We start from the raw sequence: 16,624 nt of genomic DNA, 5'->3' as shown, positions 1-16,624 counted from the left end.
ACTTAAAGTCACATGCAGACTGTATGTTTGTTTCAAGGAGATTGGAAGCCATGAAGACCACCAGCTACTATCCCGTGCTGATGACCGAGGATGTCGCCGTCACCGCCGATTTTTACGTCAGGCATTTCCGCTTCGAGCGCGTTTTCGACAGCGGCTGGTATGTCCATCTCCAGTCGTCGGAAGACAAACGCGTTAATCTCGCAATCATGGACGGAAGCCACGAGACCATACCCGAGGCGGGCAGGGGACGCGTGTCGGGCCTGATCCTGAATTTCGAAGTGAAGGACCCGGATGCGGAGTATGAACGGGCCAAAGCGGCCGGCTTGCCGATCCTGCAAACGCTGCGCGACGAGGCTTTCGGCCAGCGCCATTTCATCACCGCCGACCCCAACGGCGTGCTGATCGACATCATCAAGCCGATCCCGCCGAGCGCGGAGTTTGCGGCGCAGTATCTGGAGGGAACGGCAGGCTGAAGCCATGCGGCGGGCAGGAAAATCCGGCAGTTCACGCTTAACGACTCCGCGAAAAGGACGAATTTGTGATCCCTGCTGGCATTCCGGAGAAGAATGCTAGAGAGGTGATGTCCATGTGCTTTGTCCGAAACGTTCTGGCTTGTCTTGGAATAGCCCTGGTCGCTGCGGCGTTGTCCGGCTGCGCGATGGGCGGCGGCGTCTTCGGCACGACCATTGCCGATGGAACTGCGACGACCAGGGTGAAGACCGGTTCGGTGGGAGTGGGAATATCGGGCGTCAAGGCAGGCTCGACAGACACGGTCGTCACGACTTACTGAAAGCCGGCATAAACGAGAGGGGACCACCATGTCGCTGAAGGACAAGACTCTTTTCATCTCGGGCGGTTCGCGCGGTATCGGGCTGGCGATCGCGCTTCGAGCGGCGCGCGACGGCGCCAATGTGACTATCGCCGCCAAAACCGCGGAGCCGCATCCGAAGCTGCCCGGCACGATCTACACGGCGGCCGAAGAGATCGAGGCGGCCGGCGGCAAGGCGCTGCCGGTGCTCTGCGACATTCGCGAGGAAGAGCAGGTTGCGCAGGCTGTCGAGAAGACCGTCGAAAAATTCGGAGGCATCGACATCTGCATCAACAATGCCAGCGCCATCCAACTCACCGGCACGCTTCAGACGGACATGAAGCGCTACGATCTGATGCACCAGATCAACACGCGCGGCACGTTTCTCGTGTCGAAAATGTGCATTCCTTACCTTAAGTTAGCACAAAATCCTCATATTCTGAATCTGGCGCCTCCGCTCGACATGAGCGCGAAATGGTTCAAGAACCACGTCGCCTACACCATGGCCAAATTCGGCATGTCGATGTGCACGCTCGGCATGGCCGAGGAGTTCCGGAAGGACGGTATCGCCGTCAATTCACTGTGGCCGCTGACCGCGATCGACACGGCGGCGGTGCGCAACCTGCTCGGCGGCGAGGCGGTCGCCTCGATGAGCCGCTCGCCCGAAATCATGGCCGACGCCGCGTACGCGATCCTGACCCGGCCATCGCGCGAGACCACCGGCAATTTCTTCATCGACGAGTTTGTGCTGAAGGAACAGGGCATTACGGACCTTTCCAAATACGCGCCGGGAGCCAAGGGCCAGCTGGCGGGGGATTTCTTCGTGCCCGACGAAGTGTTCGAGAAGACGGATACGAAGGTGGCGCGGACGTTCGGCTAAGCAATACTGGTTTAGCTTAAGACTGCCCCTCACCCTTACCTTCTCCCCGTTCTTCACGGGGAGAAGGTGCCGACAGGCGGATGAGGGGCAATTCCGTCCGAGTCAAATGCCCTGGAGGATCGTCACCCGAACATCAGGTCGCGGACGAGGTCGGGAGCAGGCTGCAGCGCCTTCAAAGCCGCTTTCAGTTCGGCCCGTTGCGCCCTGTCGAGTTTCGCCAACTCCACGCGGTTTGATACCGGCAGCCCGGCGTAAAGGTCGCGGCTCTGCTGCGCGAGAAGCAGCGCCAGAAGGACGCTGTGCGCCGACAACATCGCCTGCATGTCTTCGTCGCCGCCAATATCGAGCGCGATCAAGCCTTCAAGGCGTTCGCGCGTACTGCGTGCGCGGATGCCGTGGCGAATCGCCAGCGTGCGGGCCATGGCCACCGCCGGGAACAGGCCGTGCAGCTTCAGATCGATGCGGCCGTTTTCGAGCTGCAAGCCGCCGAACAGCGTGAACGGATTTCCGGGCGCGACCTGCTCGCCAAGCAGCTTGGCGAATTCGGGTCGGGCATGGCCGAGCTCGTAGGCATGGGCGAAAAGCGTCTCGCCAAGCGCCAGATCACCATAGACCGGCCTCAGATCGAAGAAGATGTCGACGTTGAGCAGATCCTGCGGCCGCGAGCGGCCGATCCAGTCAGCTACACGCTCTTTCCAATGGGCGAGCGAGCCGCGCCACAAGGCGTTCTTCGCCATGACCCCACCCTTGCAATAGGGCACGCCCGACTGGTCGAGCAGGTCGGCGATTTTTTCGCCGAGCCGCGCGAACCAGCGGTTCGCCGGCCCGTCCGGATCGCCTTCGGCAAAGACGATGGCGTTGTCCTGGTCGGCTGCGAGCAGGCTTTCGCCGCGCCCGCCAGAGCCGAGCACCAGCACCGCATAGGCGCAGGGCGGCGGGCCATGCCCTTCGCCGGCCATCGCCGCCTCGGCAAGGATCGTCGCGCGACGTGTCATGGCGCAGAGCTCCTCGCTTACGATTTCCGCGACCGTGCGCGCGTCGATCCGTTCTGCGATCAATGCATCGGCGACACCGGGCAGCATGGCCCAGGCCGCAGCCATCTCGGCGGGGGAGGCGGCATGCTCGATCGTGTCGTCGAGATTGATCGCAGCACTTGCCCGCAGCTTCAGGAGGTCGCGCGCCGAAAAGACGCCCGCCAGCCTGCCGTCCTCGTGGCGCACAGCAAGATGGCGAATCTTCAGGCGGTCCATGCGGCCGACGGCACGGTAGGCGAAGGCCTGCTCCCGGATCGAAACCAGCGGGCGTGTGACGATGCCGTCTACAGGTTTTGCGAGCGCTTCCGCGCCTTCGGAGGCAAGTAGGCGCATCACGTCGCGCTCGGTGACGATGCCGTAAGCATCCAGAGGCAATCCGGGTTCGGCCGGATCAGCCACGAACAGGGAGCTGATCCTGCGCGCGATCATCAGCGCGATGGCGTCGTTCACGCTGACGGACGGCGCCACGACGACCGGCGGGGAGCTCATAAGTTCGCCGACGCGATGTCGATAGGCGAACGGGTCGACGGAGCGGAACGAAGGCGGCGCCGGCCTGGACACCGGATCAGCCCAGCCGGCGCGTTGGCCGGTTTCGAGTTCGGCTCTCTGCTCCATGCAGGCGCGTTCGGCCTCTGCGAGCGTCCGGATGCCGCGTTCCTGGAGTTTTGGCAGCAGCGCCACGAAAATCCCGGCCGCTATCCTGGCGTCGCCCAGCGCGGAATGCCGATCGGTGATGACGATGCCGAGCCGGTCGGCGATGGCGTTGAGCGACTGGTCTGCCTGGCCGGGCTCGACCAGCCGCGCCAGCAGCCTGACACAGAGCGAGCGAGGCCTTTTCCATGGGAGCCCGGCGCGCGCCGCCTCACGCTCCAGCATGGAAAGGTCGAAACCTATGGCATAGCCAATGACGATGCGGCTTTCGATGAAAGCCTGCAGGGAGGCCCATGCGGCGGCGAAGGCGGGGGCGTTGCGCACCATTGCGTTGGTGATGCCATGGATGCGGGTCGAAGCCGAGGGAATGGCGATCTCCGGATCGACGAGCATTTCGATCTGCCGGCCGTCGAGGATGTGGCCGCGCGAGACGGCGATAGCGCCGATCTGGACAATACGCGCCTTGGCAGTATCGAGTCCTGTGGTCTCGGTATCGAGCGCCACAGCCTCGAGCGCGATGAGCGGCGTTGCCCCGGTCGCTGGTTTCATTCCTCACCCTCCCGGCTCACTGATAGAGCCGCGAGGTGCGCGCCGCAACGTGGCATCTGCCGCGTGCAGCGGGGCAGGCGAGAATGAAAAACCCGGCCGGTGGGACCGGCCGGGTTCTTTTGCCATTGTCCCGCTGGAGACGGGACGGGGCAGGGAAGTCTTGCATCTGAGGGAGAAATCCCGCGATTCAATGGCCCGAGCCGCCAAATCGCGAAATTGTGATCTCCCTTACTGCGCGCTCGCCACCGGCGCCACCAGCGGCGTGATGCGGCGGATGGCGACGCGGCGGTTTTCGCGCTCGGGACCTTGGGTGTTCACCTTCAGGTACTGTTCACCGTAACCCTGAGGCGCCAGGTTCTCCGGCGGAATGCCGAACGAACCCGTGAGGGCAGTCGCGACTGCCTCGGCGCGGCGATCCGAAAGCGCGAGATTGGCGACGTCGGTGCCGACGGCGTCGGTGTGGCCCTCGATCAGGAAGGTTTCGGCCGGGTTCTGCTCGAGCAGCCGCTCCATGGCCTGCGCCACGCCTTCGAGATCGGCGATCTCGCTCTCGGCGATTTCCGCCGAGCCGAACTCGAAGTTGATCGTGTCGAGATCGACGCGCCGCACCTTGTCGCGAATGCGGGCCGAGCGCTTCACCTCGGCGATCGAATAGGTGCGTTCGACCCTTTCGACCGGAGGCTGTTCGAGGAAGGTGTAGTACGCATCCGGATCCTCAACGGCCTCGGCGTCGAGAATATACTCCTCCTCCGGGATGGTGAGGCGGAGCGGCGGCAGGTCCGCGCCCGGATCGCGCCATTCGAGCACGCGGTCGTAATCGCGCTCGTCTACATAGACCAGAACAATCTCCCGGTCGTCGGGCGTGAATTTCGAGCGGCGGAGGATGTCGCCATAGCGGTTGCGGATGGTGACCACCCGCGTGCCGTCCGGCCGTACGATCACTTCGCGGGTGCGGCCGCGCGGGAGTTCTTCGTAATAGACCTCGCGCGCGTCGACCACGAGGCGTTCGCGATCCGGGCTCTCGACATAGATGTTGTTGTTGACCTCGATGATGAAGCGGTCACCCAGTTCACGAACCACCTCCACGTCCTCGCGCCGCTCCTCGCGGAAATCGCGCGGACGCTCGATGCGCTGGCCCTCCTCGACCGTGATCGATTCGATCCGCTCGGGCCGTGCCGATTCGGCCTGGGCCTCGGCGTCGTTTTCGGGCGGAGGACCGGCTTCAGCGGGCTGTTGAACCTCCGCCGGCTGCTCGCCCTCGGGCGCAGGCTCGGCAGGCGCTTCGCCTTCAGGCGCCGGTTGGGCTGGCTGTTCGCCTTCCGGAGCCGGCTCGACAGGCGCACCTTCCGCCGGAGGCGCTTCCTTCTGGCTGTCGAGCACTGGGGCCTCGGTGCCTTCCGCCGGCTGTTCGCCTTCGGCAGGCGGTTCGGTAGGTTCAGCCGGTTCGGCAGGCTGGGCGGGTTCTGCAGGCTCGGCCGGTTCAGCAGGTTGCTCGCCCTCAGCAGGCGGTTCAGTGGGCTCGGCCGGTTGAGCTGGTTCCGCAGGTTCGGCCGGTTCCGCAGGTTGCTCGCCCTCAGCAGGCGGTTCAGTGGGCTCGGCCGGTTGAGCTGGTTCCGCAGGTTCGGCCGGTTCCGCAGGTTGCTCGCCCTCAGCAGGCGGTTCAGCGGGCTCAGCCGGTTCAGCCGGTTCAGCCGGTTCAACCGGTTCAGCAGGTTCTGCGGGAGCTGCCTCAGGTTCGGGCTCCGGCGCGGGAGTCGGCTCGGCTTCAGGTGCGGGTTCCGGTTCCGGTGCAGGTTCGGCTTGCGGCTTGGGCTCAGGTGCAGGCTCCGGCGCTGGCTCAGGTTCTGGCTCCGGCTCGGGCTCCGGCGCAGGTTCCGGCTCGGGAGCCGGTTCCGGAGCGGGCTCGGGTTCGGGTTCAGGCTCCGGCTCGGGTTCAGGCTCTGGCGCGGGCTCAGGTGCAGGCTCTGGCGCTGGTTCGGGAGCTGCTTCTGGCTCCGGCTCCGGCTCGGGCTCTGGTTCGGGAGCTGCTTCTGGGTCGGGTTCAGGTGCGGGCTGCGGTTCTTCGGCCGGAGCCTCCTGGGCTTCCCCTTCCTGCTCGCGCCGCTGGCGCAGCAGGCGCTGTTCTTCGGTTTCCTCTGCCTGGGCAAGGATCATATTGTTCGCGGACAGCGCATTTTGCGCCCGAGGCTGGAAAACGGTTTGCGCGCCGTCGTTTAACGGCACGGCGCCCAACGGCGCGGATGCCATGAGCAGGCCGAGTGCGGTTCCTGCCAGAATCCGTGGTTGGCGTTTCATCGACAAATTCTCCTGTGGGGTCCCATCCCGGACACAACATTGATCATGCAAGTTTGTTCCGTGGTGGCCCGGAACCGGGCAGCCATGGGGCAATTGCCGGGCGGCAAGGCGTCGGGACCGCGGCGATACCGTGGTTTGGTCCGCAAAAAGGCCGCTACGGACGCTTGACCTGCCCATGTCGGCGGGCCACATGCCAGCGATGGACGAGCCGTTCTGGAAAACCAAGACACTGGAGGAAATGAGCCCCGCCGAATGGGAATCGCTCTGCGATGGCTGCGGCAAATGCTGCCTTTCCAAGCTCGAGGACGAGGATACCAGCGAGATCTACTGGACCACGGTCGGCTGCCGCTTGTTCAACGCGCAGACCTGCCGGTGTTCGGACTATGCCAACCGGCTTGCGCGCGTTCCCGACTGCGTCGGGCTTACGCCCGCCAATGTGCGAACCATTACATGGCTGCCGCAGAGCTGCGCCTATCGCTTGGTGGCGGAGGGCAGGGATCTCTACTGGTGGCACCGGCTGGTATCGGGAAGCGACGAGACGGTCCACGAGGCCGGCATCTCCATGCGCGGGCGCACCACCGCCCGCGAGGATGAACTGGCCGATCCGGAAGATTTTTTCGAGCATATCGTCGAGGACGAGCCTTAAGCTGCATCCTGACCTGAATGTCGACACGCTGGCCTTTGCCTCTGCCGCGTGCCGAGCAGAAATCCTTTGATTCCGACGGAATTGCAACATGAACGGTTCATGAATGGCTGGTTCGCGGCCGGTTCAGCTTGGCTGGCGCATTGTCGCCTCATCGCTTCGGCGAAGACAGATCATCGCGTCAGCAAAGGAGAACATCGTGTTCAAGACGCTCAAGACCGCAGGCTTTTCGGCTCTCATCGCTCTCGGCACGCTCGCGGCCATTCCGGCCACGTCAGCCCAGGCCGAAGGCCTCTATCTCAATTTCGGCGGCAATGGCGATGCGCGCCTCGGCGTCTATGTCGGCGATGATGACCGCCGGTGGCGCCGCCATGATCGTCGTGATCGCTGGGAGCGCCGCCATGTCCGCCGCCAGTGCACTGCCGATCGCGCCCTGGACAAGGCCGAACGCATGGGCATCCGTCGCGCCCGCATCGTCGATATCGACCGCCGTTCGATCACGGTCAGGGGCCGCAAATGGGGCGACCGCGTCACCGTCGACTTCGGCCGCGCGCCCAACTGCCCGGTCATCGGCTGGTAATCAGCCAGATCAAAAGAAAAACCCCGGAGGCGCCGCCTCCGGGGTTTTTCTTTTGCCGCGCCAGTTCCGCTATTTCAGCTCAAAGGTGACGTTGACCTGGACCCGGTAAGCGTTTTCGCCTGCCTCAATTGGAACGGCGGCGTCGCGCGCCTCGGCTTTGGCCATATAGGGAATAGGCGGCGGCTGCATGGAAACCTGATCGGAGATCTCGAGGACGCGCCCGAGCGTTAAGCCGGCGGCTTCGCTGAGCGTCCGGGCCTTCCGGACAGCGTCGGCGACCGCAAGCTTGCGCGCCTCCGTCAAGGCTTTTTGCGGATCGTCATTGGTGAATGATATGCCGCCGCCCTGATTGACGCCGAGCGACACCGATTTGTCGAGGATTTCGCCGGTCTTGGACAGGTCGCGCACGCGCACCGACAGCGTGTTGGTGACCTGGTAGGCGACGAGCTCGGCCTCCTGGCTGCCGTCGGGCTTGTTGTTGTAATTGTAGCGCGGTGTGATCTGGATGCCGGCGGTCTGGAGATCGCGCTCCTCGACACCCGCCGCCTTCATGGCGGCGATTACCGCCGCCATAGCATCGTTGTTGGCGTCGAGCGCCTCGCGCGCGGTCTTGGCCTCGCGCATGACGCTGAGCGACAGCAGCGCCAGATCGGGCGCGATGGCGCTTTCGCCTTCCCCGGTCACCATTATTCGGGGCGGCGGCTGCGTGTCGGCCTGGGCCGCGGCCGCCGGAAGCGCGATCGCGGCGGCCAGCGCCAGCGGCAAAAATCGGTTCGTCATCAAAAACTCCGTATGGGATGTTGCCTGAACGGCGGCGATTATTGCCGGGATTATGGATTGATTGCGGCAGGCGGACGCCCGTTTTCGCGAAAGCCTTGTGCACGCCGGCAAAACTGACTAATTCAGCGCTCGGCGGGCCCGTAGCTCAATGGTCAGAGCCGGCGGCTCATAACCGCTTGGTTGGGGGTTCGAGTCCCTCCGGGCCCACCAAAATTTCTCTACAGCCACATCCTGTTGGACGGTCGCCACGATTTTTGGACTCGAATGCCGCCTTTAAGCGCATAGGTTGCGAAAACTCGCATGCAGCGGGCCGGGTTTTCCGCGCTCACTGTTGAGAGCGAGCGATCTCAGCCCGTCACTTGTTGCGAATTTGGTATGCAAGACGCGGCTACTTTTTATGCGTCGCATCCGCTTCCTTCGGCAGCCTTATTCCTGAGCCCTTGGAATCGGTCTCGTCAACGAATTCTATACCTTCACGCTCCAGCGCTTTCTGGATTTCCAGAACAGATTCCAGCAGGGCGTCGCCTTTCTCGACTCGATAGACCGTGCGCACGCTCAGGCCGCTAAGGTCTGCCAGCTTCTGCTGGTCAAAGCCGAGCGCTACCCGAGCGGCACGCAGGAGATTTTTCGAGGGCGGCTTGTACATTCCGCCAATTCTTGCACGGCGAACAAACCCTTTCCATTTTTTGTCAATGGCGAGCGTCCATTCCGCGCGACCGATCTTATTTTCAGAAATAACTAGCGTAAATTACGACAGCATGGCATAATGCGCTTCTGATCCAAGACACGAATCAATTGACGGCTTAGGAGGAAGCCTCATGCGTCAGTTTGGCCAATATGACTGCCATGCGTCCTGCCGGGTCATACGTAATGAAATCGACAGATTAGAACAGCTCGCGGTCGACCTTGATGGCATCTGCGCCAGCCCGTTCCCGCTGGATAAGTTGCTGGCCCGAGCCCAACCCAACGCCCCAATCCTTGAAAGCTGGCGATTTGCCTTCCGGCCCGTGAAATGCCTGGTGGGCCGGTCGACCGGGCATCCGCTTCTGCAAGGATTCCTGAGATGGCGGCGAAACGTTTGATGCGGCGATGTCAATATTTGATCGCTCGCCCGCCGTTTCCTTCAAGCTACGTCGTGCCACAGAAGCCGCGTCGGTCGAGCGTGCGATCGACGCGGAATCCTTGAGCTCCAGGACAGGGTCGCCGTTTGGCCAGGCACGGCAGAGCCGCGAATCCTTCAACACAGCGGCATACGGTCAGTCAGTATGCGCCCTATCACGACCGTTCGACGGCATGGATCGAGCGATGGACTCAACTGTAGCCACTAGAGTCAATCACGCCGACTGAAGGAGGCGTCATGTCGGTTTGCAACGTTCAAACGGCCACCCGTGGGCCAAAGACCGCCCCCACCGATCTGCTGGCACGCGCATATCTCGATATTCTTGTGCGAGAGGAGGGGGCGCACGCCAAGTCGCTGCTGCACTCGGGGGACCCATCGGATCCTGTCGAAATCCTTCTCGACGATCTGATGGACACACCGATCGAGGAACGGGTTTCGGTGCGTCCCGACCTAGCGGCTGTGGCCGTGCTCACGGCGCGCGCCATCGAGGCCGAGCCGGGGCTGACTCGAACGCTGCGACGCGGCACGCCGGTGGTCACGATCGCCACCCATTCGTCCGAGCATGTGTCGTCGGTCAGCAAGGTCATCGAGGTCTGCTCGCTGCCAAGGGAGCGGTCGATCGCTACCAACAAGAACCATGTCCGGCCGATGCGCGACGATGTGGTCATCCTCGCCCGTGATGGGACCGAAAAAAGCCATAAATCCAACAGCGGCAACGATTTGGTGGCCAGCGCCCTTCATGCGCGCGCCACCATCATCGGCATCGCGCCGGATCCGCGACAGTTGCTGCCGCGCGATCTCATGCGCTCGGCGGAATATCATCTGGTGCTGCCAGAGATCGACGAGAGCGCACTGTTCCTGGTCATCGAGGCAGTCACCGGCAAGCGCCCGCAGCGGCCAGTCGATCCCGCAGCCATCCGCCTGCTCGACATCGCCGATCTCGTGCTCGCCCTTCGCCCGGACCGCAGTCCTGAAGAGTGCATCGCACGGCTTGAAGAACTCACCGCTCGGAAAGGCGAATTCCACTCCGACGGGCCAGCACTTGAAGACTTGGACGGCTATGGCGAGGCAAAGGATTGGGGCCTCGAGCTGGTTGCCGATGTCGCCGACTACAAGGCCGGCCGGATCACCTGGGACGAGGTCGACAATCGCGGGCTGTTGCTTTCCGGCCCTCCCGGTGTCGGCAAGACCAGCTACGCCAGGGCGCTGTCCAAATCGGCCCGGGTTCCGCTCGTTGCGACCAGCGTCGCCGACTGGAACGCGGCAACATATCTGTCCGGCACCTTGCAGGCGATCAAGGACGTGTTTGCCCGCGCCCGCAGGCTGGCACCCTGCATCCTGTTTATCGATGAACTCGACGGCATATCCGACCGGGCCAGGCTGAGCGGCGACTACGTCGAATACTGGAGCCAGATCGTCAATCTGTTTCTGGAACTGCTGCAGGGCGTCGACGAGAGGCCGGGGGTCGTCGTCATCGGCGCGACCAATCATCCCGAAAGGATCGACGCCGCGGTCAAAAGGGCAGGTCGGCTCGACCGTGAGATCGCGATCGAAAAGCCGGACGCAAAGACACTGGCCAATATCTTCCGCCATCATCTGGGCAATCTGCTGCCTGAAGCCGATCTTATGCGGGTGGCGCTGGCGGCGAGGGGTGCGGCTGGCGCTGACGTTGAGGCTTACGTGCGCCGCGCCCGCGGCGCGGCAAGGCGCGGGCGGCGAGCCTTGCTGATCGATGACCTTCTGGCAGAGGTCAGGTCGAAGCGGGAACCGTTCTCCGGCGAGGAACGACGCCGGGTCGCCATCCACGAAGCCGGCCATGTCGTTGCCGGCACGATTCTCGGCCGCATGGAAATCCTCGGCGTTTCGATCGGCGATCGGGACGGAATGACGGAAATCTCCAATACTGAGGGCGGCCTCGACCCAGACCACTGCAACAATCTTATCATCATGCTCATGTCTGGTCGCGCCGCCGAAGAGCTGGTGCTCGGCAGCCCGACGGCCGGCGCCGGTGGCACGCCGGATTCCGATCTCGCCTATCCGACTGACCTCGCCAAGAAGATCGAACTCAAATTCGGCTTCGGCGACTTCGGCCCGATCTATGTCGGCGATGACCTTCGCGACCCGCTGACGACCGTGCCAGGCCTTCTCGCCGGTGTGAAAAGACGCCTCGACCGCGCAATGGCGGATGCCGCAGAGCTGCTGGCCAAAAACCGCGCGGCCCTGGAGAGGGTTGCCGATGCCCTCGATCGCTCGGGTTATCTGTCTGCGGCCGACATCGCCGAACTGTGCGGCATCAGAGGAAACATACAGCAGGGCGGATCCTGGCACGAACCAGGTATCCAGCCGACATCGAATGGTGGAGGCCGGGCATGAAGCTCTGGATATTTTCCGACCTCCATCTCGAATACGCTGATCTCAGCTCTCCACTGGCTATTCCGGAGGCTGATGTCTGCGGGGTCGCGGGCGACTTGATGCGGGCTCCGGCGAACGGCGTCCACTGGCTCGCGCAACATGTCATGACGGCCATGCCGTGCATCTATGTCGCCGGAAACCACGAATTCTATCGGGGCGGCATCAAGGAAGGCCTCGACGACGGCCGCGCCGCCGCCGAACGCTTTCCGGACGTTCATTTCCTCGAGAATGATTTTGTCATTGTCGACGGCGTTCGGTTCATCGGCGCAACCCTGTGGACCGATTTCAGGATTGATGGCTCTCAACATCTGTCGATGGCTCACGCACGCGAGCGCATGAACGACTACCGCCAGATCGCCTTGCAGCGGAGCCCCTGGCAGCGGTTCGTGCCTGTGGCCGCTTACCGGATACATCAGGATTCGCGCCGTTTCATCGAGGAAACGCTAAAGGCGGATCGCGACATTCCAACCGTCGTGGTGTCGCATCACCTTCCGTCGGCGAAATCTCTCCCGGCTCGGTTCTACCGGGATTTCAACGGGGCCTATGCGTCCGATCTGGAAGACGTCATCGAGGACGGCCGCCCCGCCTTGTGGGTTCATGGGCACCCGCATGATTCCTGCGACTACACCCTTGGCGACACCCGTGTCGTTTGCAACCCGCGCGGCTATGAAGACGAAAACGCGGCGTTCGACCGCCAGTTGGTTGTCGAGGTGCGGGCATGAAGCTCTGGATCTGGTCGGACCTTCATCTCGAGATGCAGGATGTCCCGCTGCCGCCCAGGGCTCCCGACGGGGTCGACGCAATCGTGTGCGCCGGCGATCTTTGCTATGCGCCCGATGTCAAGCGACGGGCTTTTCGACATCGTGCATCGTTACGACCTGCCTCTAATCTTTGTGCCCGGCAACCACGAATTCTATTGGGGCGGTTCCACTGCCCGGTCCAAGCCGTCCGATCATCGCCTGATGAAGGAGGCGGCCGAGGCATCGAAATCATGGTCGCAGCGGCTTGTCCTGCTGGATGACGACGCCGCCGAGATCGGCGGCGTGCGCTTCGTCGGCGGCACGCTGTGGACGGATTTCAGGATGGGCCTGGAGAAGGAAGCCGACATCAGGCCGCGGATGATGGCGGCACCAAAGCAGCTTGCGGACTTTTCGCAAATCCGGCTTGGCGACGGATCCCGCTGGCACCAGAGGTCATGCTCGGCTTCAACATCCTGACCTATGGCTTCATCGAACGTCAGCTTTCGTTTCTCGGTTTCGATGGCAAGACGGTCGTCGTCACCCACCATCTCCCGCACCCGGATTGCACTCCCGCGATCTACCGGGATAGTCGGCACAGCGATGCCAATCATTTGTTCGCCAACAGCGAAGTCCTGTTCGGTGACATCCTGCACTCCGATGCCGCCCCCTCGCTCTGGGTATGCGGCCACACCCACCATCCAGTCGACGTAATGGTCGGCAGAACCCGGATCATCTGCAATCCGCGTGGGTACCTGAAGCGGCCGGACGAACGCGACAACGGCTTTCGCTGGGATCTTGTCATCAACACGGAGGACCTGCCATGAGTGTATCTGAAGAAATTCAAAGGAAGCTGGAGCTTACGCCTTCGGTCACGGCGGACAGTTCGATATTGGATCTTTGGAAGATCGCGTTCGCGTTGCAGTGAAATTCCACCCGCACACATTCAGCCTTGCGTGGATGTTCGCCGAAGAGGTCTTCCATAAAAGCGGGATGATGTCGAACTGAGGCCGTCGTTGCTCGACAGGATAGTCGAGCCCGACAGCGAAAGCGTGGTGGAGCTATTTTATGCCGAACTGAAGCGGTTTGCTGAAAACCAGGGTGGACGATTCATCTGCGCACGGGACGTGGGCAATCCACCGACCACGTCCCCGATGAAAATTTACGCCGATTTCGCCGACGAGCATTTCGCCGTCGACTGGCTTGAGGAGATGATCACCATGCTTTTCGTACCTGCGGTCGCCATTCGCTGGAGCCGCCTGAACGAGGCAGCACGCACGCGGATATTGGAACAGGCCGCGGTCCTCGGCAAAAGTGCGTGATCCATAGAATTGCGGGAAACTCGAAATTCATCGCTCTGGTCCGAAAGTCTCCAGTTACCTTGATTTAAGCGGAGCAGCGCGACCTCGAAGTGGGACCAGCAGGGCAAGGGAGAGCGTCCGGAGATCTATCGCGAAGGCTTGCTTCGAGACCACCGGAAACAAGACCGAATCCTTGCTCGCCCCAAGAGTATCCTCATGACCCACGAAAATCGAATCCATAAGATCGACAGCGCATCCTCATCGAGGCCATTGAGGTCTTTGGGTCGAGATGATGCTGAACTGTGGCCGCGCAGTCTGGCCATGGGTCTGGACGGCCAGCGTCCTATTGACCTGCTGAAATCGCCCGAGGGCAAACAGCTCGTCGAGGATGCTCTCTTCGACTCGAGCACGGTGTCTATCAGTGAAGTGTATTCCCCGGGGCGACGCTTGCTCAGGTGATTAATACCCGAAAACGGTACCGCGACTGAGGGCTGACCTGAACCAGGTGGTCGCGCATGCCCTTCGCCGCCTGACACCGGCGCGAAGCAGCTTCTGTTGGACGGCAATGCCAAAGCCAGGGCTCGTTTCTTCGAGGTGTGGCCATGCCTGACAAGCGAGCAGGTCACCACGGCGACACGCGCCTGACTGCTACCCCGGCCATGAGCCCCAGCGCGCATCCGGCCGACTTGAAGGCCGCGTCGGCAATCTGACCATGCCTGTCGGGAAGCAAAAGCTGTAGCGCTTCCAGGCCGATAATACCTGCGAGTAGTAATCCAAAGACGGCAATCCAACGTTTCGGGTATCCAAGTCCAAACAGAAGTCCGACTGTCAGGAAGGCAGCGAGACGCTCGATGTCAGGTACAAATCCAGACCTGGGGCGCGCATCCAGCGGGGACAGTGTTGCGAGAGCAACGGCGGCGAGGATAAGCCACGCGGCCACGCGGAAGAGCAGCGGCAACGTTGTTTTATTCGTCGGCAACATGGACCATCGTATGAACGACGCGGCACCTAAAGCAATCGCATTCGGCGAATTGGGCCGCGACAGCGATTGGGCGCTCGGACTTGATCCAAATAGCGTGAACCGCCATATCGGATCGGCCGCAAATTTCAGAAGCGGCCCTGTCCATGGATGAGGCCGGTGTCGGCGAGCGGCTCCCGAATAAGCGACGCGGCCACCTCGATCGTGACCCACTATTGCGAAGCGCTCGTGACCAGCGACGCGCATCGCGTCCACGAGCAAGCATCGCTGCCATGGCGCGTTTCGACATGGAAGCATGTCGGTCGCTGTCGCCAGGACAGCTGCTACGCCCATACCTGGCAGGTCAGCAACGACCACTGCGAAGTCTGCGGCCAGGAGCGGAGCAACCCTACGCCACATCAAACCAGTCTCGGGAAAGCCATGGAGCAACAGCACGGCGCTCCCGCTTCCTCCTTCATGAACGAAGACCGCCCCCCGGTCGGTGTCGACTGCCCGGCATTGGAAACCGGGTATAGTGCCATCTTCCTTTTACATTTAACTGCATCCTCGAAGGCTTATTGAGGCCAGCCAGGACCGTCGGGGTTTCGGAGCTCAGTGGCACGAAGCCGGACGGTCTGCAAGCGGCCCCGTGCCGTCGGCGCTCCGCAAGAACTTTCCTCTCCCGCTCAGGTCAAAGGACAGGCATCTATCATATCTCCAACGGTCCCCTCCTTTGGCGACACCGCGTTGGAAAATCGCTAAAGGGTCTACGTGTGCTGAGCATTAGACGGGCTGGAATTTTGGGGAACAAAAATGCGACAACTGCAGAATCCGCTCCACACCACTTTTGGACCTGCCGTGACCGCGGAGGAAGTGGCACGTGGCGTGAACCTCACCGGGCAAGTTGCACTGGTGACCGGTGGTTCCTCCGGGCTGGGCCTCGAGACGGTCAGAGTGCTGGCAGCATGCGGGGCCAGCATCTGTGTGCCCGCGATAAACCCTGTCGCCGCCCGAGCCGCTTTGAGGGGGATTGACGGGGTTGAGGTGTCGCCTGTTGACCTAATCGATCCCGTCTCAATCAAAGCCTTTGCCACGGCGTTTCTCGAGCGACAAAGCCGACTTGATCTTCTGGTTCTGAACGCGGGCGTGATGGCGCGGCCGCTGTTCCGTGATTCCGATGGCCACGAAGGCCATTTTTCCATCAACTACCTCGGGCACTTTCGGCTCACGGCGCTGCTGTGGCCAGCTTTGCTTGCTGCGGGAAAATCCCGGGTGGTGATCCTCTCGTCCCGAGGCCATCAGATATGTGATATCGACATCGACGATCTCGATTTTGCCCGACGTCCCTATGATAAATGGATGGCCTATGCCCAATCAAAAACTGCGAGCGCGCTTTTGGCGGTCGCACTCGACATGCGTGGGCGTCGTCACGGCATCAGCGCCTTTTCCGTACACCCGGGAATGATAATGACACCCGGGATTCGTCACCTGACCCGGTCCGAACTCGACGCTTTCGGTGCTGTCGCTCCGGATGGGTCCCCCATAATTGATCCGGCGAGGGATATGAAAACCGTGGAACAAGGCGCAGCGACGACAGTCTGGTGCGCCACGGCTGCTGTGTTGGCCTCGGTAGGCGGTGTCTATTGCGAGAACTGTGATGTCGCACGCGTAGAGTCCAATGGAGGGTTCGGGGTGAGGCCTTATGCGATCGATCCGGAGGGGGCCGAAAGGTTATGGTGCGCGAGCGTGAGGCTGACCGGACTGGACATCGCAAGCAGTTGAGGCACGATGTGTGACCCTTCGAAGTCCTGTCCGAGCCAAGGGAAATCATTCGGTCGCCAGCAACTCCACTCTGGCACACTCGCCCTTGCTTCGC

At 62.3% G+C, this 16,624-nt stretch carries 18 protein-coding genes and 1 tRNA gene; 13 read left to right on the top strand and 6 right to left on the bottom strand.

Annotation, left to right across the window (positions count from 1 at the left end; genetic code table 11):
* Window positions 1-50 precede the first annotated feature (50 nt).
* From ABVK50_RS19190 to ABVK50_RS19180, 3 genes are all read left to right on the top strand, one after another.
* The gene (locus tag ABVK50_RS19190) at window positions 51-473 is read left to right on the top strand and encodes a VOC family protein (RefSeq protein WP_353645064.1); all 423 of its coding nucleotides are present in this window, start codon (window positions 51-53) and stop codon (window positions 471-473) included.
* A 113-nt stretch (window positions 474-586) separates the two neighbouring features.
* Window positions 587-790: a hypothetical protein gene (locus tag ABVK50_RS19185; RefSeq protein WP_353645065.1), complete on the top strand. Its 204-nt coding sequence runs from the start codon at window positions 587-589 to the stop codon at window positions 788-790.
* Window positions 791-818: 28 nt separating this feature from the next.
* Window positions 819-1,688 carry an NAD(P)-dependent oxidoreductase gene (locus ABVK50_RS19180; RefSeq protein WP_353645066.1) on the top strand — a complete coding sequence of 290 codons (870 nt, stop codon included), beginning with the start codon at window positions 819-821 and terminating at the stop codon, window positions 1,686-1,688.
* A gap of 122 nt (window positions 1,689-1,810) precedes the next feature.
* Here ABVK50_RS19180 and ABVK50_RS19175 read toward each other — a convergent pair whose 3' ends face one another.
* On the bottom strand, window positions 1,811-3,922 hold the full coding sequence (locus tag ABVK50_RS19175) for a DUF294 nucleotidyltransferase-like domain-containing protein (RefSeq protein WP_353645067.1): 2,112 nt from the start codon (window positions 3,920-3,922) through the stop codon (window positions 1,811-1,813).
* Between the two features lie 228 nt (window positions 3,923-4,150).
* A complete protein-coding gene (locus ABVK50_RS19170; RefSeq protein WP_353645068.1) occupies window positions 4,151-5,302 on the bottom strand; it encodes an OmpA family protein in 1,152 nt (383 codons plus the stop codon).
* 147 nt (window positions 5,303-5,449) lie between these two features.
* Here ABVK50_RS19170 and ABVK50_RS19165 point away from each other — a divergent pair, with 147 nt between their 5' ends.
* The 3 genes from ABVK50_RS19165 to ABVK50_RS19155 all read left to right on the top strand — a co-directional run bounded on the left by ABVK50_RS19165 (window position 5,450) and on the right by ABVK50_RS19155 (window position 7,440).
* The gene (locus tag ABVK50_RS19165; RefSeq protein ID WP_353645069.1) at window positions 5,450-6,139 is read left to right on the top strand and encodes a hypothetical protein; all 690 of its coding nucleotides are present in this window, start codon (window positions 5,450-5,452) and stop codon (window positions 6,137-6,139) included.
* A gap of 277 nt (window positions 6,140-6,416) precedes the next feature.
* On the top strand, window positions 6,417-6,863 hold the full coding sequence (locus tag ABVK50_RS19160; RefSeq protein ID WP_353645881.1) for a YcgN family cysteine cluster protein: 447 nt from the start codon (window positions 6,417-6,419) through the stop codon (window positions 6,861-6,863).
* 196 nt (window positions 6,864-7,059) lie between these two features.
* Window positions 7,060-7,440, top strand: coding sequence for a hypothetical protein (locus ABVK50_RS19155; RefSeq protein WP_353645070.1), 381 nt, complete (start codon window positions 7,060-7,062; stop codon window positions 7,438-7,440).
* A gap of 69 nt (window positions 7,441-7,509) precedes the next feature.
* Here the strand turns inward: ABVK50_RS19155 and ABVK50_RS19150 are convergent, their stop codons facing one another.
* The gene (locus ABVK50_RS19150; RefSeq protein WP_353645071.1) at window positions 7,510-8,220 is read right to left on the bottom strand and encodes an SIMPL domain-containing protein; all 711 of its coding nucleotides are present in this window, start codon (window positions 8,218-8,220) and stop codon (window positions 7,510-7,512) included.
* 134 nt (window positions 8,221-8,354) lie between these two features.
* On the opposite strand from ABVK50_RS19150, the gene ABVK50_RS19145 reads away from it, so the two are divergent.
* Window positions 8,355-8,430, top strand: a tRNA-Ile gene (locus tag ABVK50_RS19145).
* A 178-nt stretch (window positions 8,431-8,608) separates the two neighbouring features.
* Here ABVK50_RS19145 and ABVK50_RS19140 read toward each other — a convergent pair.
* Together ABVK50_RS19140 and ABVK50_RS19135 are read right to left on the bottom strand one after the other, a co-directional pair.
* Entirely contained in the window at window positions 8,609-8,866 is a 258-nt protein-coding gene (locus tag ABVK50_RS19140; protein ID WP_353645072.1) for a helix-turn-helix domain-containing protein, read from the bottom strand.
* A gap of 238 nt (window positions 8,867-9,104) precedes the next feature.
* Entirely contained in the window at window positions 9,105-9,347 is a 243-nt protein-coding gene (locus ABVK50_RS19135; protein WP_353645073.1) for a hypothetical protein, read from the bottom strand.
* A 230-nt stretch (window positions 9,348-9,577) separates the two neighbouring features.
* Here ABVK50_RS19135 and ABVK50_RS19130 point away from each other — a divergent pair, with 230 nt between their 5' ends.
* The 5 genes from ABVK50_RS19130 (at window position 9,578) to ABVK50_RS19110 (ending at window position 13,811) form a co-directional block, all read left to right on the top strand.
* The gene (locus ABVK50_RS19130; protein ID WP_353645074.1) at window positions 9,578-11,713 is read left to right on the top strand and encodes an AAA family ATPase; all 2,136 of its coding nucleotides are present in this window, start codon (window positions 9,578-9,580) and stop codon (window positions 11,711-11,713) included.
* Entirely contained in the window at window positions 11,710-12,474 is a 765-nt protein-coding gene (locus ABVK50_RS19125; RefSeq protein WP_353645075.1) for a metallophosphoesterase, read from the top strand. Before ABVK50_RS19130 ends, ABVK50_RS19125 begins: the two co-directional genes overlap by 4 nt.
* A gap of 105 nt (window positions 12,475-12,579) precedes the next feature.
* Complete coding sequence (locus ABVK50_RS19120; protein ID WP_353645076.1) at window positions 12,580-12,969, top strand: hypothetical protein; 390 nt, start codon at window positions 12,580-12,582, stop codon at window positions 12,967-12,969.
* Window positions 12,948-13,316: a hypothetical protein gene (locus ABVK50_RS19115; protein WP_353645077.1), complete on the top strand. Its 369-nt coding sequence runs from the start codon at window positions 12,948-12,950 to the stop codon at window positions 13,314-13,316. Before ABVK50_RS19120 ends, ABVK50_RS19115 begins: the two co-directional genes overlap by 22 nt.
* A 189-nt stretch (window positions 13,317-13,505) precedes the next feature.
* Window positions 13,506-13,811, top strand: a complete 306-nt coding sequence (locus ABVK50_RS19110) for a hypothetical protein (protein WP_353645078.1) — start codon at window positions 13,506-13,508, stop codon at window positions 13,809-13,811.
* 601 nt (window positions 13,812-14,412) lie between these two features.
* On the opposite strand, the gene ABVK50_RS19105 is transcribed toward ABVK50_RS19110, so the two are convergent.
* Complete coding sequence (locus ABVK50_RS19105) at window positions 14,413-15,204, bottom strand: alpha/beta hydrolase (protein ID WP_353646960.1); 792 nt, start codon at window positions 15,202-15,204, stop codon at window positions 14,413-14,415.
* 357 nt (window positions 15,205-15,561) lie between these two features.
* Between ABVK50_RS19105 and ABVK50_RS19100 the strand changes: the two genes are divergently transcribed.
* Window positions 15,562-16,530: an SDR family NAD(P)-dependent oxidoreductase gene (locus ABVK50_RS19100; protein WP_353645079.1), complete on the top strand. Its 969-nt coding sequence runs from the start codon at window positions 15,562-15,564 to the stop codon at window positions 16,528-16,530.
* Window positions 16,531-16,624: the final 94 nt, after the last annotated feature.

This window comes from Mesorhizobium sp. WSM2240 (genome assembly GCF_040438645.1).
In the GTDB taxonomy this organism is placed as follows: domain Bacteria; phylum Pseudomonadota; class Alphaproteobacteria; order Rhizobiales; family Rhizobiaceae; genus Allomesorhizobium.
Note: the sequence above shows the minus strand (reverse complement) of the source record. Positions and strands in the feature narration are given on the sequence as shown.